The 20,788-nt window shown below is 66.0% G+C and carries 23 protein-coding genes and 1 pseudogene; 8 read left to right on the top strand and 16 right to left on the bottom strand.

Annotated features, from left to right (window positions below; all coding sequences use genetic code 11):
* Position 1: 1 nt before the first annotated feature.
* From OSB52_RS24965 to OSB52_RS05445, 7 genes and pseudogenes are all read right to left on the bottom strand, one after another.
* A complete protein-coding gene (locus tag OSB52_RS24965) occupies positions 2–508 on the bottom strand; it encodes an endonuclease domain-containing protein (RefSeq protein WP_266060907.1) in 507 nt (168 codons plus the stop codon).
* 245 nt (positions 509–753) lie between these two features.
* Positions 754–801 (bottom strand): annotated as a pseudogene (locus OSB52_RS24960) (hypothetical protein); the annotation flags it as partial.
* Between the two features lie 294 nt (positions 802–1,095).
* Positions 1,096–2,427, bottom strand: a complete 1,332-nt coding sequence (locus OSB52_RS05465; protein WP_235722968.1) for an FMN-binding glutamate synthase family protein — start codon at positions 2,425–2,427, stop codon at positions 1,096–1,098.
* Positions 2,428–2,444: 17 nt separating this feature from the next.
* Positions 2,445–3,137, bottom strand: coding sequence for a GltB/FmdC/FwdC-like GXGXG domain-containing protein (locus tag OSB52_RS05460; RefSeq protein WP_266060604.1), 693 nt, complete (start codon positions 3,135–3,137; stop codon positions 2,445–2,447).
* Positions 3,125–4,033 (bottom strand): class II glutamine amidotransferase domain-containing protein, encoded by a 909-nt coding sequence (locus tag OSB52_RS05455; RefSeq protein ID WP_235722970.1) that lies wholly within the window; start codon positions 4,031–4,033, stop codon positions 3,125–3,127. The genes OSB52_RS05460 and OSB52_RS05455 overlap by 13 nt, the downstream gene beginning before the upstream one ends.
* 55 nt (positions 4,034–4,088) lie before the next feature.
* Positions 4,089–5,435 carry a type III glutamate--ammonia ligase gene (gene glnT, locus OSB52_RS05450; protein ID WP_266060603.1) on the bottom strand — a complete coding sequence of 449 codons (1,347 nt, stop codon included), beginning with the start codon at positions 5,433–5,435 and terminating at the stop codon, positions 4,089–4,091.
* 128 nt (positions 5,436–5,563) lie between these two features.
* Positions 5,564–6,451 (bottom strand): LysR substrate-binding domain-containing protein, encoded by an 888-nt coding sequence (locus tag OSB52_RS05445; protein ID WP_266060601.1) that lies wholly within the window; start codon positions 6,449–6,451, stop codon positions 5,564–5,566.
* Positions 6,452–6,530: 79 nt separating this feature from the next.
* Between OSB52_RS05445 and OSB52_RS05440 the strand changes: the two genes are divergently transcribed.
* The 6 genes from OSB52_RS05440 to OSB52_RS05415 all read left to right on the top strand — a co-directional run bounded on the left by OSB52_RS05440 (position 6,531) and on the right by OSB52_RS05415 (position 10,584).
* Positions 6,531–7,076: a HutD/Ves family protein gene (locus OSB52_RS05440; protein ID WP_266060600.1), complete on the top strand. Its 546-nt coding sequence runs from the start codon at positions 6,531–6,533 to the stop codon at positions 7,074–7,076.
* Positions 7,073–8,311 carry an allantoate amidohydrolase gene (locus OSB52_RS05435; RefSeq protein WP_266060599.1) on the top strand — a complete coding sequence of 413 codons (1,239 nt, stop codon included), beginning with the start codon at positions 7,073–7,075 and terminating at the stop codon, positions 8,309–8,311. The genes OSB52_RS05440 and OSB52_RS05435 overlap by 4 nt, the downstream gene beginning before the upstream one ends.
* A 24-nt stretch (positions 8,312–8,335) precedes the next feature.
* Positions 8,336–9,529 (top strand): NAD(P)/FAD-dependent oxidoreductase, encoded by a 1,194-nt coding sequence (locus tag OSB52_RS05430; RefSeq protein WP_266060598.1) that lies wholly within the window; start codon positions 8,336–8,338, stop codon positions 9,527–9,529.
* A gap of 193 nt (positions 9,530–9,722) precedes the next feature.
* On the top strand, positions 9,723–9,866 hold the full coding sequence (locus tag OSB52_RS05425) for a hypothetical protein (protein ID WP_266060597.1): 144 nt from the start codon (positions 9,723–9,725) through the stop codon (positions 9,864–9,866).
* 50 nt (positions 9,867–9,916) lie between these two features.
* Positions 9,917–10,189: a type II toxin-antitoxin system Phd/YefM family antitoxin gene (locus OSB52_RS05420; protein ID WP_266060596.1), complete on the top strand. Its 273-nt coding sequence runs from the start codon at positions 9,917–9,919 to the stop codon at positions 10,187–10,189.
* Entirely contained in the window at positions 10,186–10,584 is a 399-nt protein-coding gene (locus OSB52_RS05415; protein ID WP_266060595.1) for a type II toxin-antitoxin system VapC family toxin, read from the top strand. The genes OSB52_RS05420 and OSB52_RS05415 overlap by 4 nt, the downstream gene beginning before the upstream one ends.
* A gap of 555 nt (positions 10,585–11,139) precedes the next feature.
* Here the strand turns inward: OSB52_RS05415 and OSB52_RS05410 are convergent.
* The 9 genes from OSB52_RS05410 to OSB52_RS05370 all read right to left on the bottom strand — a co-directional run bounded on the left by OSB52_RS05410 (position 11,140) and on the right by OSB52_RS05370 (position 18,809).
* Positions 11,140–11,451: a DMT family transporter gene (locus OSB52_RS05410; protein WP_442903717.1), complete on the bottom strand. Its 312-nt coding sequence runs from the start codon at positions 11,449–11,451 to the stop codon at positions 11,140–11,142.
* 8 nt (positions 11,452–11,459) lie between these two features.
* Positions 11,460–11,804 (bottom strand): DMT family transporter, encoded by a 345-nt coding sequence (locus OSB52_RS05405; protein ID WP_277614949.1) that lies wholly within the window; start codon positions 11,802–11,804, stop codon positions 11,460–11,462.
* Positions 11,805–11,919: 115 nt separating this feature from the next.
* A complete protein-coding gene (locus OSB52_RS05400) occupies positions 11,920–13,263 on the bottom strand; it encodes an ammonium transporter (protein ID WP_266060590.1) in 1,344 nt (447 codons plus the stop codon).
* A gap of 60 nt (positions 13,264–13,323) precedes the next feature.
* Entirely contained in the window at positions 13,324–14,343 is a 1,020-nt protein-coding gene (locus tag OSB52_RS05395; RefSeq protein ID WP_235722982.1) for a heme-dependent oxidative N-demethylase family protein, read from the bottom strand.
* The gene (locus OSB52_RS05390) at positions 14,340–15,344 is read right to left on the bottom strand and encodes a PDR/VanB family oxidoreductase (protein WP_266060589.1); all 1,005 of its coding nucleotides are present in this window, start codon (positions 15,342–15,344) and stop codon (positions 14,340–14,342) included. Before OSB52_RS05390 ends, OSB52_RS05395 begins: the two co-directional genes overlap by 4 nt.
* Positions 15,341–16,882 (bottom strand): heme-dependent oxidative N-demethylase family protein, encoded by a 1,542-nt coding sequence (locus OSB52_RS05385; RefSeq protein WP_266060588.1) that lies wholly within the window; start codon positions 16,880–16,882, stop codon positions 15,341–15,343. Before OSB52_RS05385 ends, OSB52_RS05390 begins: the two co-directional genes overlap by 4 nt.
* Positions 16,879–17,868, bottom strand: a complete 990-nt coding sequence (locus OSB52_RS05380) for a PDR/VanB family oxidoreductase (RefSeq protein WP_235722985.1) — start codon at positions 17,866–17,868, stop codon at positions 16,879–16,881. The genes OSB52_RS05385 and OSB52_RS05380 overlap by 4 nt, the downstream gene beginning before the upstream one ends.
* Positions 17,865–18,413, bottom strand: a complete 549-nt coding sequence (locus OSB52_RS05375; protein WP_266060587.1) for a dimethylamine monooxygenase subunit DmmA family protein — start codon at positions 18,411–18,413, stop codon at positions 17,865–17,867. The genes OSB52_RS05380 and OSB52_RS05375 overlap by 4 nt, the downstream gene beginning before the upstream one ends.
* A gap of 6 nt (positions 18,414–18,419) precedes the next feature.
* Positions 18,420–18,809, bottom strand: coding sequence for a cupin domain-containing protein (locus OSB52_RS05370; RefSeq protein ID WP_235722987.1), 390 nt, complete (start codon positions 18,807–18,809; stop codon positions 18,420–18,422).
* Positions 18,810–19,117: 308 nt separating this feature from the next.
* Between OSB52_RS05370 and OSB52_RS05365 the strand changes: the two genes are divergently transcribed.
* Together OSB52_RS05365 and OSB52_RS05360 are read left to right on the top strand one after the other, a co-directional pair.
* Positions 19,118–19,852, top strand: a complete 735-nt coding sequence (locus OSB52_RS05365) for a YoaK family protein (RefSeq protein ID WP_266060586.1) — start codon at positions 19,118–19,120, stop codon at positions 19,850–19,852.
* 14 nt (positions 19,853–19,866) lie between these two features.
* Complete coding sequence (locus OSB52_RS05360) at positions 19,867–20,724, top strand: ribokinase (RefSeq protein ID WP_266060585.1); 858 nt, start codon at positions 19,867–19,869, stop codon at positions 20,722–20,724.
* The last annotated feature ends 64 nt before the right edge of the window (positions 20,725–20,788 follow it).

The raw sequence follows: 20,788 nt of genomic DNA, 5'->3' as shown, positions 1-20,788 counted from the left end.
CTCAGCTCGGACGCCGACGATGAATGTTCTGACGAACGATCCGCTGGATGTCGGCGAAGGTCTCATCCCACTCCCGGAAGACCTGACCGTAGGTGAGTCGCAGTGGGATGAGGCCGTCAGCCACTACCTTCCGGTCCCGGCGACGATCTGATTCGTAACCGGATTCGCCGGTATGGTGGTCGCGACTGTCCAGTTCCAGTGCCAATCGGTCACCGATGAGAAGGTCCACATATCCCATCCCCGGTACGTAATGCTGCACCTCGACCTTCATCCCAGCCGCCCGCAGCCGAAGACGGGCAGCGGTCTCGGTGCCTGATGCTGCCCGCCTGTCGCACTTGTCAATGAGGCGACGGATCGAGTCGGGGGCATGACGAAACTCGGCCGCCAGGTCGTCGACCGTGAGTTTGCCGTGGTGCAGTGCAGAATCGCACAGGATAACGAAACCTTCGCTGCCGAAGCATCGCGCCGCATACTCAAGCGCCACCCCGACGTCATCGATCGACCCCACGGCAGGAGTGGGACGACCGTACCGACGGCAGCGGTCATGGGAGTGCCGCCGACCATAGCGGGTGACCCGGGAATGCAGTCCTCGCGTCCTTCGGGGACCCAGAGACCATGGTGCTCGAGTGCGGTCGCGCACGTGACGAGGCACCCGGCTTCGACGGCCCGTACGATCTCGGGATCCGCATCCGGTGTCGCGTACCAGCCATGTCGCAGACGACGCAGCGCACCGCGGTCGACCGCTGAGCGAATGCCCTCGGCGTCATAGCCCGCGCGAAGCAACTGACGCGTCGAGATCACCCCACCGAAGCGCGCGACCAGAGTTTCGTAATCCACCCGGCCAGTGTCCGGGAGCGTCCTGACGATCAGGGGCTGCGTTCGCGGATTCGTCGAAGCCTGTGGATAGCTCGAAACCTGTGGATACTTCCCGCGGTCACCCTCGCACGCCCGTGCCGCTCGCCGCTACTCGCTCGAAAAGCGCCCCGCGAAAGCGCCCCTTGCAGAGTTGCCGATGACAGTATGTCGATGACAATCCTCTAGGGGGTGCTTATCTGGGGCGCTTTTCAAAGAGTACCCGGCCCGAACTGCGCCGCCTCAGAACCCGGCGCCCGGAATCCAGCTCGTGCCGGCCAGCGGCACCCGCGCCATGGCCGAGGCCTCGATGGTGATGGCCACCAGGTCTTCGGGCTCGAGGTGCTGCAGATGCGCCTTGCCGCAGGCGCGGGCGATGGTCTGTGCCTCCATGGTCATCACCCGAAGGAAGTTGGCGAGGCGACGGCCCCCCTCGACGGGATCGAACCGCGCCGACAGTTCCGGGTCCTGGGTGCTGATGCCCGCCGGGTCCTTGCCGTCCTGGAAGTCGTCGTAGTAACCGGCGGCCGAACCCAATGCCTCGTACTCGGCGGCGTAGCGGGGATCGTTGTCGCCCAACGCGATGAGGGCGGCAGTACCGATGGCGACCGCGTCGGCACCCAATGCCATCGCCTTGGCGACATCGGCACCGTTGCGGATGCCGCCCGAGACGATGAGCTGCACTTCTCGGTGAACTCCCAGCTCCTGCAACGCCTGCACTGCCTGCGGAATCGCGGCCAGCGTCGGGATACCGACGTGCTCGATGAACACGTCCTGGGTCGCGGCGGTGCCGCCCTGCATGCCGTCGACGACGACGACGTCGGCGCCCGAATGCACGGCCAGCTTCACGTCGTAGTAGGTGCGGGTGGCGCCGACCTTGACGTAGATCGGCTTCTCCCAGTCGGTGATCTCGCGCAACTCGTTGATCTTGATGGCGAGGTCGTCGGGTCCGGTCCAGTCCGGGTGCCGGCACGCACTGCGCTGATCGATGCCCTGCGGCAAGGTACGCATCGATGCGACGCGCTCGGAGATCTTCTGGCCCAGCAGCATTCCACCACCGCCGGGCTTCGCGCCCTGACCCAGCACGATCTCGATCGCATCGGCGCGACGCAGGTCGTCGGGGTTCATGCCGTAGCGCGACGGCAGGTACTGGTAGACGAGGTTCTTCGACTGCCCCCGCTCCTCCGGCGTCATGCCACCGTCACCGGTGGTGGTGGACGTCCCGACCTCCGATGCACCGCGCCCCAACGCTTCCTTGGCCCCGGCCGACAGCGCACCGAAGCTCATTCCGGCGATCGTGACCGGTGTGTCGAGATGCAATGGGTACTTGGCATTTCGGCTACCGAGGACGACATCGGTGTCGCAGCGCTCGCGGTAGCCCTCCAGCGGGTAACGCGACATCGAAGCGCCCAGGAACAGCAGATCATCGAAGTGCGGCAGCTTGCGTTTGGCGCCCCAGCCACGGATGTCGTAGATGCCGGTGTCGGCGGCCCGTTGGATGGCGGCGATCGTGGTGCGGTCGAAGGTGGCGGACTCGCGCAGCCCGCGCTGTTCGATCGATCGGGTGTCGGTCATGGTGTTCTCCGAAATGCTCAGTACGCAGACGAATTATCGGCGTGGAAGTGGTAGAGCTCGCGGGCCGAGCCGTAACGGGTGTAGTCCTTGGGATCGTCATCCTTGAAGCCGGCGGCCTTCAGCAGACCCGCCAATTCGTCGAGGTGCTCGGCACGCATCGGCTTGGCGACGCAATCCGCGCCGAGCGAGCCGACCTCGCCGCGGACGTAGATGCGGGTCTCGTAGATCGAATCTCCCAGTCCGTCACCGGCATCGCCGCGAACCACCATCCGGCCGGCCTGCGCCATGAAAGCGCTGTTGTGGCCTACGTTGCCGCCGACGACGATGTCGACGCCCTTCATCGAGATGCCGCAGCGCGCCGCCGCGTCACCTTCGACCACCAGGAGGCCGCCGTGCGCGGTGGCACCGGCCGACTGCGACGCGTTGCCCTTGACGACCACGGTGCCGCTCATCATGTTCTCGGCCACACCGGTTCCCGCGTTGCCGTTGATGGTGATCTCGGCCTGCTGGTTCATGCCTGCCGCGTAGTAGCCGACGTGTCCGTTGACGGTGATCTTGACGGGCGCATTCACGCCCGCGGCGACACTGTGTGCACCGGAGGGATGGTCGATGACGATCTCGCCGCACACGTCATCGTTGTGAAGGGCGGCGTTGACCTCGCGGAGCGGTGTGGTGGCGAGATCAAATGTGTTGGAGTTCAGCGTGTCCATGCGTAGACCACCTCAGGCTCGGGTTCCCAGATACGTGCATTCTCGACGCCGGGCAGGTTCGCCAGCGCGCGGTACTCGCTGGCCATGGCGACCCAGTCGTCGGTTTCGGCGATGACTGCCGGCTTGCAGGCGATGGCGTCGCGCACCACGGCGAAGGAATCGTGGTTGGACACCAGCAGGGTGTAGAAGCCGTCGAAGGTGGTGCACACCTCCTTCAGTGCGGTCTCCACGTCCTTGCCCTGTGCGAGCTGGTGGGCGACGAAGCGGGCGCCGACTTCGGTGTCGTTCTCGCTGTCGAAGGACACCCCTTCGGCACGTAGCTCGCGACGGATGGTGGCGTGGTTGGAGAACGATCCGTTGTGCACCAGGCACTGCTCGGGCCCGACGGCGAACGGATGCGCACCCGACGGGGTCACCGCCGACTCGGTCGCCATGCGCGTGTGGCCGACACCTTGCCAACCGCTCGCGCTCGGAAGTCCCCAGGACTGCACCAGATCACGCGGTGCGCCGACACCCTTGAGCACGGTGAGGTCGGCACCGAAACCGGCGACCAGGGCGGTGGGGTAGACGGCGGTTGCGGCGGTGAGCAGCGTTTCCGAGTCGACGGCGGCTGCGGCGAGGACGAGGGTGTCGTCGACGAGCTGTGCAGTGACCTCGCTACCCAGCTCCGCGCCGACGGCCGCGGTGGCCGCATCCAGGTCGGCTGCATCCACACCGGTTTCCAGCAGCGACACACATCCGTGGCCGGCCGGCGACCATGTCGGGTCGCCGTAGATGGCGATGCCGGCCGAGTCCGCGCCGCGGTCCTGCATCTCCCCGAGCATCTGGCCGAGGAGCTCGCCGAGGCGTGGATGGAGTTCGGGGTTGCGCAGATGCAACCCGACGATTCCGCACATGGTGATTTCCTTGTCTTTCTCAAACGTTTCTGGCTGGGACGTGCCGGTGAGGGTTCTAGAAGGCGGTCAGGTAGTTGTCGATCTCCCACGGGGACACCGCGGAATGCCACGCGAAGAACTCTTCGCGCTTGAGGCGGGAGAAGTATTCCGAGACCGGACCACTCGCGCCGTCCTCGATGTCGGGTACGGCGGCGTTGAGCACGCCGCTGATCACCGGGTCGGTGTCGAGCGCCTCGACAGCATGCAGCAACGTCAGCGGCAATGCGTCGATGTGCTCGGGGCAGCTACCGATCTCGCCCGGGTCGAGGCTGCGCTTGACGCCGTCGAGTCCGGCGCCTAGCGCGGCCGCGATGGCCAGGTACGGGTTGGCCGAGCCGTCACCCCCGCGCAACTCCACGCGCTGTTCGTCGGGCACCCGCACAAAGTGGGTTCGGTCGTTGCCGCCATAGGTGGCGCGACGCGGCGCCCAGGATGCGCCCGACCGGGTGGCCGTAGCCCCGGTTCGCTTGTAGGAGTTGACCGTCGGAGCCATCAGCGCCTGCAGCGCGCATGCGTGCTCCAGCACACCTCCCACGAAACCGTATGCGGTGGGCGATAATCCGAGTCCGCGCTCATCTTCCCCCGCGGTGTCGGGGAACACCGGAGCGCCGCCGGAGGTCAGCGACAGATGGAAGTGCAGACCGGAACCGGTACGTTCGGCGAATGGTTTGGGCATGAAGGTGGCGACCATGCCACGTTCGGCCGCCATGGTCGACAACAGGTAGCGCAGGGTGATCACCCGGTCGGCCGTGGTCAAGGCTTCGGCGTACTTGAAGTTCTGCTCGAACTGGCCGTTGCCGTCTTCGTGGTCGTTGGCGTAGTTGCTCCAGCCGAGTTGATTCATCGCGGTGGACACGGCGGTCAGGTGGTCGTACATGCGAGTGAGACCACGGACGTCGTAGCAGGGCTGGTTCGAGTCGTCGGCGTCGTCGGCGGTGACGAGCTCGCCGTCGGCATTCCGCTTGAGCAGGAAGTACTCGACCTCGGCACCCACCCACGGCTCGAAGCCGGCGTCGGCAGCCTGCGCGATCAGCGACTTGAGAATGTTGCGCGGCGCGAACGGCCACGGTTTCCCCTCGACATGCGGATCGCAGTGGACGACGGCGAGGCCCTCTTTGACGAACGGGATCGGGGTGAATGAGGCCGGATCGGGAATCGCGATCAGATCCGGGTCCTTGGGTTCCTGTCCGATGGCGCCCACCGCGTAGCCCGCGAAGCCGACTCCGTCGGTGGCCAGTTCGTTGACGGCCTCCACCGGAACGAGCTTGGCACACGGCTTGCCGCGGAGGTCGACGAACAGAGCCAGGATGAACTTCGTCCCCGAGGCCTCGCACAGGTCGGCGAGTTCGTTGCGGTCGGTCATGGTGATTCTCCGTCGTGTGGATGTCGAGTTCAGTATGTCCCCTGTTGGGAAACTTTGTCTACACCGAGTAGACATCTCGATTGTTTCCGTCCGATTACGGAGTCGTGAGTGATGTGTGTCGATACCGCTCAGTCGTCGATCCGTTGCGCCGCACGGAGGCATTCGACGAACCCGTCGACCGCGGGGTTCGCATCATCGGCCCGCCGCGCGATGAGCAGCGCCGTCATCGGCGCGTCGGCGATGGGCCTGATCACCACGTCGGACGGACGGAACCGCTCTACCGAGGCGGGCAGGATCGAGATGCCCACTCCGGCCGATACCAGCCCGACGACGGTCTCGTGGTGTATCGCCTCCTGCACCACCAGCGGCTCGGACCCGACGGTGCCGAACAGAGCCCAGATCTGCGCCACATATGCCGGCATCAGGTCACTGGGAAACAGGATCAGCCGCTCGTCGACGAGATCATCGACATCGATGAGCTCGCGCGAGCACAACGCGTGCTCCACCGGGAGAACCGCGACCATGGGTTCGGCGAACAGTGATTCGACGGTCAGCCCGGGGTCTGCTCCTCCGGATCGAATGAGTCCGACATCAAGGGAACCCGCCGCGAGCGCATCGAGTTGCTCGCGAGTTGTCAACGGGGAGAGATCCACCCGGACGTCGGGGTGGATCTCACGGAAGATCCGCAGCCCCGGCGGCAGCACGGTCCCGCTCGCCGAACTGACGAAGCCGACCCGAATACGCCCCCGACGACCCGCCGCATGGTCGCGCACCTCGGCTACCGCATCGTCGAGGTCGGCGAGCAACAACTCCACCCGTTCAGCGAACACCGCACCGGCACCCGTCAGCTCCACCCGCCGCGTCGTCCGATCGAAGAGACGGGCCCCGACCTCGCGCTCGAGGTCCTTGATATGCGCCGTCAGCGGCGGCTGGGAAATGTGCAAACGGGCCGCAGCCCGTCCGAAATGTAGTTCGTCGGCCAGGACACGGAAGTACCGAAGGTGGCGCAGCTCCATCCAATTATTTTGCTCAGCAGAATAATATTCGTCAAATACGTATTGGAATTTTGTCAATAAACGCCGTCTACTGAGAGATATGACGATCGTGCGCGCAGCAGACCTTGTCGCCACTCCATGGCGCAATGGCGTCGGCGTCACCCGACGGATCTCCACCGGCGGGCATCCCGAGAGCCCGGACTGGACCCTCAGCATCGCCGACATCGCGGCCCCCGGCCGGTTCTCACTGTTCCCCGGCCTGGATCGAACGGCCGTCGTCGTGGGCGATGAGCCCCTCGACCTCACCATCAACGACGCCACTCGCACGATCGCATTGCTCGATCGCGTGAGCTTCGCCGGGGAGGACGTCGTGGACGCCACCCCCACTCGCCGGCCGACGCGTCTGCTCAATCTGATGACCAGGCGCGGCAGGTGCCTCGGGGAACTATCCCTGCGCCACATCCGAGGCAGCGTCAACCCTGGGCCGGACGACGGAATCGCGTGGATGGTGCTCGCCGGCCGACTCGTCGTCGGCGAGCACGACCTACGACGCTGGGACACCGTGTTTCTCGCCGATCCGCGTCATGAGATCCGCGGCGCCGCAACAGTCGCCGCCGTCCGACTGCAAAACGAGGAGAACCCATGATCGAATCCACCGCCCGCACGTCCTCGGTGAGTGGCTTACTGGCCGAGATCGCCGATATCGGCACCGACAGCGCCCGTGGCGGTTACAGCCGGCCGGTGTACTCCGCTGCCGAGCTCGAGCTTCGAGAATGGTTCATCGCAGCGGCCCGCGCACGATCACTCGACATCGAGCAGGACCGCAACGGCATCATCTGGGCGTGGTGGAACCCTGCCCGGCTCCCACTCACCGACGCGGTGGTCACCGGTAGCCACCTCGATTCGGTTCCCGGCGGCGGCGCCTTCGACGGCCCGCTCGGTGTCGCGTCCGCGCTCGCCGCCATCGACTCCCTGCAGGCCGGTTCGGTGGTGCCCGAGCGTCCCCTCGCGCTGGCGGTCTTCCCCGAGGAGGAGGGCTCACGCTACGGATTGGCCTGCCTGGGTTCGCAGTTGATGACCGGCGCGGTCACCCCCCAACGGGCTGCCGCGCTCACCGACGCCGACGGCACCACCTTCGCCGACCTCGCGGCCCGCAACGGACTCGATCCCGCCGGCTTGGGCCGCGACGACGAGCGGCTGTCGCAGATCGGCTGCTTCGTGGAACTGCATGTCGAGCAAGGACGCGGTCTGATCGACCAGGGCCGCGCCATCGCGATCGGGTCGTCGATTCTCGGCCACGGACGGTGGCGACTATCGTTCAGCGGCCAGGGCAATCACGCCGGCACCACCCTGATGGACCGGCGTCGCGACCCCATGCTCGCTGCCGCCGCAACGGTTCTGGACGTCCGACGACTCGGCCGGGCCGTCGACGGTGCCCGCGCCACCGTCGGTAAACTCGATCCGATTCCGGGCGGCAGCAACGTGATCGCGTCACGGGTCGATGTCTGGCTCGACGTCCGCCACTCCGACGACGTTGTGGTGGCCGCGCTGGTCGCCGACATCGCTGCCGTCGCCCGCGAACATGCTGGGGCCGAGGGCTGCTCGATGACGCTGACCGAGGCGTCGATGAGTCCACGGGTGGACTTCCATCCCGGCCTGCGCGGCCGGCTCTCGGACATCCTGCCCGACGCCCCGATCCTGCCGACCGGCGCCGGACACGACGCCGGCGTTCTCAAAGAGGAAATCCCCACGGCAATGCTGTTCGTCCGCAACCCCACCGGCATCTCGCACTCCCCCGAAGAGTACGTCGAGGACCCTGACGCCGATGCCGGCGGCGACGCCCTCGCCACCGTTCTCGCCAACCTTCTGACCCAGCCCTGAATCCAGGAGAAAGTGAACTCACCCATGACCTCCACCACCACACGTTTCCTCATCGTCGGCGGCGGCCTCGAAGGCCTCGCCATCGCCTGGTCGCTGGCCGATCAGGGCGAGACCGACGTCCTCGTCGTCGAACGGGACACGCTGTGCTCCGGGATGACCGGCAAGTCCAGCGGCGTCGTGCGTTGCCACTACGGCAACCCGTCGCTCGCTGCGATGAGCTGGTACGGCGTCGACATCTTCACCCGCGCCATGGAATTGTTCGGTGACGACATGGCTTTCCAGCAATGTGGTTACGTGGTCGGTGTCGGCGAGAACAACGTCGGCCCGTTGCGCGCGAACGTCGAGATGATGCAAGGTCTCGGCATTGAAGTCGACTTCATCGGCCACGACACGATGGCCGAGTTGTGGCCGGGTCTGCACCTCGACGACTTCGCCGCCTTCGCCTACGAGCCGCTCGGCGGGCGTGGTGAGGCCTACATGGCCGGCATGGCGTTCGCTGCCGCGGCCCGCAAGCTCGGCGTGAAGGTGCGCCAGTCCACCACGGTGACCGAACTCCTCCAGGGCGAGGACGGCCGCGTCGTCGGTGCCGCACTTGCCAACGGGGACACCATTCACGCCGACACGGTGATCGTCGCGGCCGGCCCGTGGACCCCGGCGCTCACCGCACCGGTCGGTGTGCCGGTCGACGTGCGCGCGCAGCGGGCACAGCTGGTGCTGGTCGATCAGGGTGAGCCGACACCGGTCGTGCCGGTGCTGTCCGATCTGGCGGGCCTGTCCTACATCTGTCGGGAACCCAACGGCGAACTGCTGATGGGAAACTCGGATCACTCTGCCCCGCAGTACATCGATCCGGACAATTACATCAACCGCGCCGATGAGAGCACCATCGACAAGATCATCATGAAGGCCGGACACCGCCTGCCCGACATGCCCGATCCGCGCATCACCAGCAGCTATGTCGGCGCCTACGACGTGACGCCGGACTACAACCCGATCATCGGTCCCGCGCCCGTCGACGGACTGTTCCTGGCGACCGGATTCTCCGGCCACGGCTTCAAGATCTCGCCCGCCGTCGGCAAACTCGTGGCCGACCTGCTACTCAGCGGTTCAACCACGCTGAAGAACGTCGACCCGCACGACTTCCGGTACTCCCGATTCGCCGAGGACGATCTGCTGCTGAGCCTCAATCCATATGAGGGGGCCGGCGAGATGCGATGAGACGGGTCGGGCCGATGTCTCGGCGTGGGCCTGACCTCACCCGTCACTGCAGGTGCATTCACAGATCGAGCACGAGCACGACATCGAACGGCACATTGGTCAGAGATGGACCTGCCGGTCGTCAGCCGTGCGGATCTCGCCAGGATCAACCGCTGGGCGGGAAACTTCTTTCCCGATCTGAACCCGGGAGCCGGTGCGGTACTCGATGCTGACCGCGTTGTCCGGCAAGGGCTTCAAGTTCTGCCCGGCGTTCGGGGTACTGGCGGCCGACCTGGTCACCGGGAAAAGCAACAATCTCTACAACGCGGGCTTCTCGTTGGGGGCGCAGAGCCGATGATGAAATACTTGGGGGGCCTAGGTAGCACATGAAGTGCTACTATTGCTTTCATGACGACCATCGGTATCCGCGAGCTTCGCCAGCATGCCTCTCGCTACCTCGCGCAGGTCGAAGCGGGCGAAGAGATCTCGATCACCAATCGCGGCAAGACGGTGGCACGACTCGTGCCTGTCTCTACCGAGACCTCCGGACGCGAGGCCTTGATCAGGGCCGGTGTCCTCACGCCCGCGCGGAGCCCCGGCTCTCTGCACGCCATCAAGGTCGAGGATCTGCCCGTCGGAGACCTGACGTCGGAGCTCGACCGCGTGCGCGACGAACGATGATCTACGCGGATACCTCTGCCATCGTCAAACTCGTCGTGTCCGAGGCCGAGACACCTGCCCTCATCGCCTGGCTACAGCAGCACGACGACGAGAACCTCGTGACCAGCGCATTGACTCGAGTCGAACTGATGCGCACGGCAGTTCGGGACGGAAGCAGCGGACTGATGGATCGCGCCAGCAGAGCGCTCGCCGGCATCGACATCATCCCCATCACCGAGGCCGTCATTGCGCGCGCCGAGACAATCGGCCCTTCGACCCTGCGTTCGCTGGACGCCATCCACCTCGCGTCGGCCGCCCACATCGGCGAGCAACTCACCGGTGTGCTCGCTTACGACCGCCGGCTTCTGGAGGGATGCGCCCGCCTCGGCTACGTCACATGGTCACCCACAGAGTGATCCACGGGTCACGCAGGCGCTGACCGCTACGGTGTCACGACCCTATCGTCGGCGGCATGCCGTCCGATATGGATCTCGTCGTCGTCGTCGATCTCGGTCCTGGGTACGGCTGGCTCCCGCGACCCACGAGAGATGACCATCCTGGTCCAATCCGCCGCTCGCGGTCTCACCTACGCGCTTCGGACGATGAACTCCCCACCGCCGATCAGTCCACGACCACCGCGCTCGCGACCCGCGGCACCGTCCGTTACACGAGGGCCCCAGGCCAGTCTCGCTTCCCGGATGAGTTCAAAGCCGGTCTCCAGGTTTCACGCACCACGACCTCCGCAGTGCTCAGTCCGGAGCGCGACAGATCCTCGAAAAAGTCGGCGAAAGGCACGTTTGCGCCGAGCCAGGACCGTGATTCCGCGCTTCGGCGAGAAAGATCTACCGGAGATGCGGGCGCAGTCGTCACCACTGCATCGTTGTCAGAGTGGCTGATCACTGACTCCTCCGGGCTGACGGTTTCGGCACCGCGGCGCCAGGCCACGGCTCCTGATTCAGCGTGGCCACGACTCAGTGAGTGCTGCCGGTCTCGACCAGCAGCACCCCGCCGATGATCAGAGCGATACCCGCACCCATCATGAGGGTCAAGGGTTCTCGGAAGATGAACTTGCTCAGCACGGCGATCAGCGCGACCCCGGTGGCCGACCAGATGCCGTAGGCCACGCCCAACGGCATCCCGTGAGCCAGGGTCAGCGACAAGAAGACAAACGACACAAGGTAACCGATCACTACGACGGCGTACCACCGGCGGGTTCCGGTCACGGCCGCTCGCAAGCTCATCGTCGCGGCCACTTCACAGAGAATTGCACAGACCAAGAAGATCGAGGCGGTCACGCGACCGCCTCGATCTTCTTGTCGCGCTCGGCCTGCGCTCGTTGCGACCCGAACTCGACCAGCAGCACACCGGCCATGATCAGCACCAGCCCCACCATCATTGTCGCGGTGAGCGGCTCGTCGAAGATCAGAAAGCTGAACACCGCCGTCAACGCCACCCCCAGTGCGCCCCAGATGCCGTAGGCGACGCCGATTCCCATACCGGCCCGCATCGCTGCGGTCAGAAAGCCGAATGCCGCCACGTATCCGATCGTGACAACCAGGTACCACGCCGGGTTGTCCAGCGCGGCTTTCAACGACAGGGAGCCGGCGACCTCACAGAGGATGGCCGACACCAGCATGATCCACCGGGTCACGGGACGACGACCCCTGACTGTGCGCTCGTCATGATCGCTGACGCTAGCAAAGCGGGGGTTCGCCGTGATCGGCGAACCCCCGCTGGATGGACTGACCGGTTCAGCTCGACGTCGGCACCCGCTCCACCGGTCCGTTGAGACCGTTCCGCAGCGGCACACCGGCTCCCAACCCCGGCGCATGCCCCACTCCCGCCGCCGGTATCTCGTACGCGGTCTCGGCGTGGATGGTCGAATCCAGGCCGGTCACCTCGGTCTCCTCGTCGACGCGCAGCGTCATGACCTTGTCCAGTCCCTTGGCGATCAGCCAGGTCATCACGAACGAATAGGTGCAGGTGATGACGATTCCAGCCAGCTCTTTCCACAGGATGCTGATGTCGCCGCCGAACAGGATGCCGGTCACGCCGGCCGGCGCCGACTCCGATGCGAACAGCACGATGCACAGGGTGCCGACGATGCCGCCGACACCGTGCACGGCGAACGCGTCGAGGGTGTCATCGACCTTCATGCGGCTCTTGAAACTGAGCAGGAAGGCCACCACACCGGCGGCGAGCAAGCCCACCGCGAGCGCGCCGAGCGGGGTCATCGTGTTGGCGGCGGGGGTGATTCCGACCAGGCCGGCCACCGCACCGGTGATGGCGCCCAGTGACGTCACGTGGCCTTCACGCCACTTCTCGATGACTGCGAAGCCGAGAATGCCCGCGCTGCCGGCCAGCAGGGTGTTGAGGATGACCACCTGGGTGAGGAAACTGGCGCCGAGTGCGCAGCTGCCGTTGAACCCGAACCAGCCGAACCAGAGGATGCCACCGCCGAGCAGCGCCATCGGCACATTATGGGGTCGCTCCATGCGCTTGCGCCGCGCGCCGAGTACCAGCGCGAGCGCCAAGGCCGCGACACCGGAGTTCATGTGCACCGCGGTACCACCGGCGTAGTCGTGCACACCGATGTCGTTCAGCAGGAAACCGCCACTGATGCCGTCGCCATCGGCAGCGAACACCCAGTGCGCCACCGGGAAGTACACCAGCGTCAGCCAGATCGGGGCGAACACCATCCACGCCGAGAACTTCATCCGGCCCGCTGCACCGCTGGCGACAATCGCGACAGTGATCGCGGCGAACAGGATGAACCACGCGGCGAAGTACAGCACCTGGGTGCTGCCGGAGCCGTCGTCGGCCATGTTCGCACCGAGACCGATGTAGTCCAGCGGGTTACCGATCAGTCCCCAATCGTTGACCGACGGTCCCGACACCAACCCGTATCCGTAGAGAACATAAAGCACGCTGGTGATGCCCAGAGTGACCATCACCATGGTCATCATGTTCAAGACATTGCGCGCTCCCATCATGCCGCCGTAGTAGAGGGCGAGCCCGGGGAACATCAGGAGGACAAAGACGAAGGCCGCGAGCATCCACGCCAGATCGGCGTTCGCGGCGAGTATGGGTTCCACAGCAGAATCCTTGGGTGTTTTAGGTGGACAGATGATGCGAAGATTTGATCGACGGTGGATCTACTCTTCGCGTAGGTAGGCCACGACGTCGTCGCGGTACTCCAGAAATCCCTTGTAGGAGGCGATCGGCTCGCTGAGCGTCTCGATGACGGTGGCCAGTTGGGCCGCCCAGGCGGGAATCCGCTTGATCTCTGCCAGCGAGGCCATGAAGGTGCGGATGTTGAAGGTCACCGCACCGGTCATCGGGAGCCGAATGAAGTGCTCGAGTTCGATACGTAGACGCGCACGTCCGAAATCTCTGTCGCGCAGCATCTGTGGGATGTCGTCCGCCCACTCCGGCAATTCCTCGAGACTGACGTCGAGCTTGGGAGAATCCGATGCGGACAGCGTCCAGTTCAGTCGACGGTAGACCTGGTCGGCAGGCAGTCGGCGCAGGAACTGTTCGGCGCGGGAGACGATACCCTGGCGGGTCAATCCCGGTACCGGGGCGTGGATCTCGTACATGTCCATACCGACGTCGAAGGACACCGACCACGCGGCGGCGAAGGTCACCGCACCGGCATCGAAGTAGAGGTGTCCGTCGCGTTCGATCACCAAGAGCAGGTCGTCGGGCACCTCGCGGGCCAGGAACTCCAACGGACCGCCCGGCAGGGATGCGTCGTCGCCGAGCACGAAGTACTGGTCGGTTCCCAGAAGCTCATTGCGCCAATGGAATCGATGCTCCGGGTGTTCGGTCAGGTGCATCACCGACGGATAGCTCAGGGACAGATCACGCAGGTAGTAGAGCAACAGATCCCAGCAGGCCGGTTCCATTCCCGGACGCACCTTGACGCGGTGGGGGTCGCTGTCGAGGATGCGTCGGCGGTCGGCCATGATAGCCGGGTATTCGGTACCGCCGAGGTCGACTATGTGTCGACCCCACTCACCACCGCGGGTGACGCGCGGTACGCGGGCGGGTTCCACGTTGACGCTGTACCGGAACTGCTCGAGGTCGTCGGGGAACGGCCACGGCAGGTTCGCGAGGTGATCCGTGCCTTCGGAAATCGGCAAGTCTGCGGCGGATCGTGATTCGATGGTCACAGATTCACCTCGATGTTCTGGCCGCGGGAGACGCAGCACAGCATGCTGTCGGCAGCGGCACGTTCGTCGTCGGTCAGTACGAAGTCACGATGCTCGATGACGCCGGACCGGACCCCGATCCGGCATTCCCCGCACACGCCTTGCCGGCACAGGTTCGGCACCGGCACGCCGTGATCGAGCAGGCCCTGTAGCAGCGACATGCCGGCGGGGATGTCGATCCGGGCGCCGGTCGAGCGCACTGTCGCGGTGAACGGATCACCGGGATCCTGTTCGGGCGCGGCGAAGCGTTCGAGGTGGACTCGGGAGGCGGGCCACCCCGCGGCACCGGCGAGTTCGAGGTAGGTCTCCAACATCGGCGCCGGACCGCAGGCGTAGGCGTGGGTGCCGAGCGGTTGTTGGGCCAACCGTTCGGCAAGCAGCCAACGGGTGTCGTCGGCACCGGAGACCTCGTACAGACCGATGTCGGGATGGGTGGCCAGGTCTCGCAGCTCATCGAGGTGGGCGCCACCGGCGCGCCGATAGGAGTAGATCACCTCGGCCGAGGTTCCACGTCGCAGCGCCGAGCGCAGGTGCGACAGGACCGGGGTGATGCCGATCCCTCCGGCGACGAGCAGTGTGTGACGCTGATTCCAGACGGGTGCGAACATCGACCGCGGCCCTTCGACGTCGAGCACCGTTCCTTCGGACACGTTGCGGTGCATCCAGTCCGAGCCACCACGATCCGAGTCGTCGCTACCGTTCCGGCGCAAGACCGAGATGCCGTAACTTGTGGGCAGGAAGCCGTCATCGACCAGGGAATAGGCGTTGCGGTGGGCGCCGGCCGTGACGATGAGGTGGCTGCCCGGCACGAACGGTGTCAGCGGTGCCCCGTCGGCCGGGACCAACCGAAAGTGGCTGATGGCGTCGGTGAGTCGGGTGATCGCCACCACGCGCATGGGTCGGATCGAGGTGGTGTTGCCAGGGTGCAGGTGACCGGCCGGCGCCTCGGCGGCGATCGTCATGAGACGGCTCCGGGCTCGGCCGAGGAGGCGAGGAATCCGCCGCGGACGGCGGAGTGGTGTTGGTGGACCTCCAACGTCCGAGCACATCCGGGACAGGCAGCGGCCTCGCCGGGCGCGCCGACGACGCGGAAGGTGTCCCGGCATTGCGCGCAGTAGACGGGCAGGTCGCGGGTGTGCACGACGAATGCGGACAGTTCCGCTGCCACGGCGCCGGATTCGCGGGCCACCGCAAGCGCGGTCAGCACGTCGTACTGCCCGCCGACCAGGTGGATGCGGACACCGGTGGTCGCCCGCTCGAGCGCCGACTGCAGGGCGGCACGGTCCTCGTTCTCGCTCAATGCGTCGAGGACGACTAGTCGGGTGGGGCCGATCGGTTCGGCCGCGGTGACCCAGCCGCCTGCCACCTCGCCGGTCTTCGGGTCATCGCCAATGGCGACGATGAGGAATGACGCCGCACCCGGATCGACGGGATCGGGCACTGCGGGCCACTGGGGCAGCCCTTCACCGGGACGCTCGTCGATCTCCTGCGCTGCCGGAGCAACCTGCGCGGCGCGCAACCATTCCGCAGCACGACTGCGGTACTTGATGATGCCCTTGTAGTCGGCCATGTCGTCGGGGAGCTCGGCGACGACCTCGGCGGTCCGCCGCCGCCATGGTTCCACGGCGGCAAGGGTTTCTAGCGGAAGCATGTAGGTGCGGATGAGGAACATCACCGCGCCAGAGTCGGGCAGCCGGATCAGGTGCTGCACCTCGACCCGCAGGTGAACGAGTCGACCGAAGGTCTCGTCGTCGACGTGCTGGATCATCTCCCGGTCCGGTCCCCACTCCGGGTAACGCTCGGTGGAGACATCCAGGCGGCGTCCGATCGTCAGGGTCCAATTGGTGCGGCGATACGGCCGATGCGGCTGGAGACGTTTGATGAACTCGTGGGCGCGGGTGATCACCCCTTCCTCACGCACCCGCGGCACCGGTCCGTGGATCTCCAAAAAGGCCATACCCACGTCGAATCCGAAGCTCCAGTCCGCGGCGAAGGTGACCACCCCGGCGTCGGCGAAGAGTTGGCCGTCGCGCTGGTCGAGGAGGACGACGTCTTCTTGGATCTGTCCGCAGATGTAGCTCAGCGGATCGCTGGGGAGTGTGGTGTCGTCGCCATAGGAGAAGGTGTCGGCGACCCCGAGCTTGTGGTTCTCCCACTGCCAGTGGTCGCCTGCGGTGCGCAGCACGAACTCGTCCGGATACGCGGTCGCCAACTCACGCATGATGGTCACCATCGCGTCCCAGGCGGCCGGACGCATGTGGGGAAGCAGGGCCGAACGCGAGGGATCGACCGCGAGAATTGCTGCGCGTTCGTCGATCTCGGCCTGGTACTCGGAGTCGACGTCAATGACGACATCGCCCCACTGGCCGGCGGCAGTCGTCACGGTGTGGTCGGCGGGCTCGACGTTGGTGCTGTAGCGGTAGTGGTCGTCGACGAACGGGAACGGGAAACCGGTCACCAGAGCGGAATCGGTGGGCGACTCGGTCGGCGCGGTGGTCACAGTGGTACCTCCAGAATGGTGCCTTCGGCGGCGCGGGAGACGCACGGCATGAACGCGTCCCCGGCGCTCTTCTCCGCATCGGTCAGGTACAGATCTCGGTGTAGTGCGGCTCCCCCCGACAGCGGCAGGCGGCATTCGCCGCACACCCCCTGCCGGCAGCGATTGGGGATGTCACGACCGGTGGCCTCGAGTGCTTCGAGAACCGAGGTGCCCGAGGGAATGTCGACTGTGGTGTCGGACTCGGTGAGGTGCACGGTGAACGGGTCGCCTGCGTCGAGCGCATCGGTGCCGAAGCGTTCGAAATGGATGCGTGATGCCGGCCAGCCGAGTCGGGCCGCGGCGTCGACGACGTGGTCGATCATCCCCGCCGGTCCGCACACGTACAGGTGTGTCCCGATCGGTTGATCGATCAGGGTCTCGGCAAGTCGTTCGACGAAGGCCGGCTGATCGGTGAACAGCTCCGCGCGCGAACCGGCCAGTGCGACGATGTCGTCGACGTGCGCGGCCCGGCCTTCGCGAAACGAGTACAGCACCTGGACATCACGTCCCCATCGTCGCGCCGCACGCAGATGCGACAGGATCGGGGTGATCCCGATACCACCGGCGATGAGCAGATGTTTGGCGGCGCGCGCCTCGGGTGCGAAGGCACTGCGCGGGATCTCGACATCGACCACGTCGCCCACCGACACCGCATCGTGCATCCAACGTGATCCGCCCAGACCGTCGTGCAGACGCAGCACCGAGATCGAGTAACGCCTCGGCGCCACTCCGTCGCCGGTGAGGCTGTAGGCGTTGGTGCGTTCACCCGCGGTGATCACGAGATGGCTGCCCGCGACGAAGCCGGGAAGCTCGGCCCCGTCGGGGGCGGCGAGGGTGAAGCTCCGAATACCCGGTGCCGCATCCTCGATGGCGCTGACCACGAGGCGCAACGTCGACGATTCGGCACGCGCCGTACCCGTCGACGTTCCGGAGATGGCGATGGTCACTGCGTCACTCCTTCTGCAACCGAAGCGGTCTCGGCGTCGACCATGAAGCCGAGGTAGTGCCCGGACCGGCGTGAGACGTGGTGGTAGATCAGCAGGTGGCGGCCGCACCCCGCACAGTCGATGATGTCGTCGACCCCGAGGTCGGTGCGGGTCAGCGCCGTGCAATGCGAACAGAACACCTCGATCGCGTCGACGCCGACCACGGTCACGCCGATCTCGTCATCCATGAGACCGGCGGTGGTGGCAACCCCGCGCAGTGCGAGCGCCGCGCCGCGCGGGGCGAGGATCACCACCCGCACCCCGACCCGCGCCCGGAGAAGCTCGTGACGAAGCGTGGCTGCCGCCTGGTCGACGTCCTCGAATGTCAGAGCGCAACAGAGGTTGTCGCTCCCGACGGTCGTGGCCCAGCGGTGTACCGGTTCGGTCGCGGCCGGTCCCACACCGACGATGATGTACGAACGACCCGAGAGGTCGAACGGCGCATCATCGGTCGGTGCGGCGGGGCGAGCCCACGCCGGGATGCTGGAATAGGCGATCTGCGACATGGAGCCTCAGAGCAGGTCGGCGTCGCGGTGGCCGGCGTAGAACGCCAGCGCGTAACTCGGGGTGCTGAAGTAGATCTTGGAACCCTTCGGGAAGAAAATGGCGTCCTTTGCCTTCGCGACCTGAGTCTGACCCGTCTCCTTGTTCTCCAACAGGAACTCACCCTCGAGGACGACCTTCATCTCGTCGTACTCGTACTCGTAGTAGAGCGGTTCGTCGGTATGGCGCAGTTCGAAGTATCCCGAGCACATGACGCTGCCCTGCGGGTTCTCGTAGACGTCGCCGATGAACCCCTGGGTGCCGGGATACTCCGATTCCGGCATCTTGGGCAGGTTCTGCCACGCGCCGCTGGTCACCAGGAACGGTGCCGCAGTGGTCTCGGTGCTGTCGACGCTCATAGGTCCTCCTCGATCGATATTTCGTGACCACTGACGCACATGGCTAACATCAGTGGACTTTGTTCGACCTCATGAAACCCAGATCGTGTTACACGGGGATGACAGGACCGTTTAGTGATGTAAAACATGGTCCACTATCGGTAGACCGCTGTTCGGCGAGGTGTGTGGCCGCGCGTCCAGAGGGTCCGTCTGTGGTCGGTTTCACGTGGCGCGGGCCGCGCGCTTCGGGTGGGCTGGAGATGCCCGACGAGTCCAACAGTCGGCGAAGGCCGAACGCTCGACCACCGACCACGACTGGAGTCGACGAGATGACCACCACCCACGCGCCGCCCACGTCACAGACGCGCAAGGAACTCCTGGGCCCCTTCTACGACAGCCGCGAGATGCTCCTGGCCGCGGTACTGGCGGGACTGGCCGGCGCGACCGGCGCCGCCGCCTGGTTGTACTCCTCCGGCTGGTATGTCACCTTCATGACGGGCAACACCGAACGGATGGTCCTCGAACACATCCAAGGCGCCCACGTCCTCGGTTTCACCGCGCTGGTCACCGTACTCACCTTCGTGCTCGGCGTGATCGTTGCGACGCTCGCACGAATCCATCTCTGGCGCAAAGCCCGCCACGGCGCAACCGTGCTGACGGCCGCCTCGACCGTGGCCGCGTCGATCTCCGACGCCACCCTGAACTCACCCAAGGACGAGTTCGGCATAGCGCCGGTGCTGTGCCTCGCGTTCGGGCTCGGCGCTCTCAACACCTCCATCAGCCGCAAAGGCGAGGTCGTGATGCCGCTGTCGTACGTCACCGGGACGCTGGTCAAGATCGGACAGGGCATCGGTTTGCATCTCGCCGGCCGGAAGCGGTGGGGGTGGGTGGCGCACGCCAGCACTTACGCGGGCTTCCTGACCGGCGCGATCGTGGGCGGAATCTTGTTCAACGCCTTCGACGAACGCAATTCACTGCTCACGCTCGCCGCGGTCGCGGTGGTCGTGGCGGTGCTGACCTGGCGGTTGGACCATCCGAAGTTCCTCGAGAGCGACGGGCACTGAGGATACTGGCCCTTATGAACTCGCCCGTCGACGTCGCGGTGGTCGGCACGCTCAACGTCGACGTGATCATCCAGGTGGAGCGGATGCCCGAGGCCGGCGAGACGATCATGGGGCGGTCGGTGTCGCAGCGCCTCGGCGGCAAGGGCGCCAACCAGGCGCTCGCGGCAGCTCGGCATGCGCCCACCGCTCTGATCGGGACCGTCGGTGATGATGAGGACGGCGGGCGACTCCTGGCCGCGCAGCGTGCCGGCGGAGTCGACGTGTCCCATGTGCTCCGGGCCCGCGAGGCCAGCGGGACGGCGTTCATCGAGGTCGATGACGACGGCGACAACCGGATCATCGTGCTGGCCGGTGCCAACCGGGAGCTGACGGCGGAGCACGCACTCCACGCTCTCGACGCCACGTTCCCAGGAGTCGTTCTCACCCAACTCGAGTCGCCGCCCGAGGTCACCGAGGCCGTTGCGGACTGGTGCTCGCGGCACGACCGACGGTTTCTGCTGAATCCGAGCCCGGTCGCCGATCTGCCCGCACACGTGCTCGCCGCTGCGGATCCGCTGGTGGTCAACGAGCACGAGGCGAGGTTCTACGCACCGGATGTCGACGACGATCCTGTCGCGCCGGCGCGTTCGTTGCTGAGGGTCGCGCGCTCTGCGGTGATGACTCTCGGCGCGCACGGCGTTGTCGTGGCCGAGGGCTCGGCGGTGCGCCGCATAGACGTCGAGCAGGTCCGCGCGGTGGACACCACTGGCGCGGGGGATGTGTTTGCCGGGATTCTCGGAGCTCATCTGGCGTCGGGCCACGAGCTCGTTGCGGCTGCCGAACTCGCTGCCGCGGCCGCCACCGAGTTCGTTGCGCGTCCGCGGCAGGGGTAGGCGTGGTGGTGTCACTGGTCTCGATACGTCCTCGGCTAGCGCCTCGGACTACTCGACCAGCTGT

The organism is Gordonia aquimaris, assembly GCF_026262595.1.
Classification (GTDB): domain Bacteria; phylum Actinomycetota; class Actinomycetes; order Mycobacteriales; family Mycobacteriaceae; genus Gordonia; species Gordonia tangerina.
The sequence above is the reverse complement of the archived record's forward strand: the minus strand, read 5'-3'. Positions and strand labels throughout refer to the sequence as shown.

Excerpts from the sequence above, each read along its gene's own strand:
- OSB52_RS05465 (WP_235722968.1), bottom strand. The coding sequence starts at position 2,427 with ATGACCGACACCCGATCGATCGAACAGCGCGGGCTGCGCGAGTCCGCC.
- OSB52_RS05460 (WP_266060604.1), bottom strand. The coding sequence starts at position 3,137 with ATGGACACGCTGAACTCCAACACATTTGATCTCGCCACCACACCGCTC.
- OSB52_RS05455 (WP_235722970.1), bottom strand. The coding sequence starts at position 4,033 with ATGTGCGGAATCGTCGGGTTGCATCTGCGCAACCCCGAACTCCATCCA.
- glnT (WP_266060603.1), bottom strand. The coding sequence starts at position 5,435 with ATGACCGACCGCAACGAACTCGCCGACCTGTGCGAGGCCTCGGGGACG.
- OSB52_RS05445 (WP_266060601.1), bottom strand. The coding sequence starts at position 6,451 with ATGGAGCTGCGCCACCTTCGGTACTTCCGTGTCCTGGCCGACGAACTA.
- OSB52_RS05440 (WP_266060600.1), top strand. The coding sequence starts at position 6,531 with ATGACGATCGTGCGCGCAGCAGACCTTGTCGCCACTCCATGGCGCAAT.
- OSB52_RS05435 (WP_266060599.1), top strand. The coding sequence starts at position 7,073 with ATGATCGAATCCACCGCCCGCACGTCCTCGGTGAGTGGCTTACTGGCC.
- OSB52_RS05430 (WP_266060598.1), top strand. The coding sequence starts at position 8,336 with ATGACCTCCACCACCACACGTTTCCTCATCGTCGGCGGCGGCCTCGAA.
- OSB52_RS05420 (WP_266060596.1), top strand. The coding sequence starts at position 9,917 with ATGACGACCATCGGTATCCGCGAGCTTCGCCAGCATGCCTCTCGCTAC.
- OSB52_RS05415 (WP_266060595.1), top strand. The coding sequence starts at position 10,186 with ATGATCTACGCGGATACCTCTGCCATCGTCAAACTCGTCGTGTCCGAG.
- OSB52_RS05405 (WP_277614949.1), bottom strand. The coding sequence starts at position 11,804 with ATGCTGGTGTCGGCCATCCTCTGTGAGGTCGCCGGCTCCCTGTCGTTG.
- OSB52_RS05390 (WP_266060589.1), bottom strand. The coding sequence starts at position 15,344 with ATGACGATCGCCGCCGAGGCGCCGGCCGGTCACCTGCACCCTGGCAAC.
- OSB52_RS05375 (WP_266060587.1), bottom strand. The coding sequence starts at position 18,413 with ATGTCGCAGATCGCCTATTCCAGCATCCCGGCGTGGGCTCGCCCCGCC.
- OSB52_RS05370 (WP_235722987.1), bottom strand. The coding sequence starts at position 18,809 with ATGAGCGTCGACAGCACCGAGACCACTGCGGCACCGTTCCTGGTGACC.
- OSB52_RS05365 (WP_266060586.1), top strand. The coding sequence starts at position 19,118 with ATGACCACCACCCACGCGCCGCCCACGTCACAGACGCGCAAGGAACTC.
- OSB52_RS05360 (WP_266060585.1), top strand. The coding sequence starts at position 19,867 with ATGAACTCGCCCGTCGACGTCGCGGTGGTCGGCACGCTCAACGTCGAC.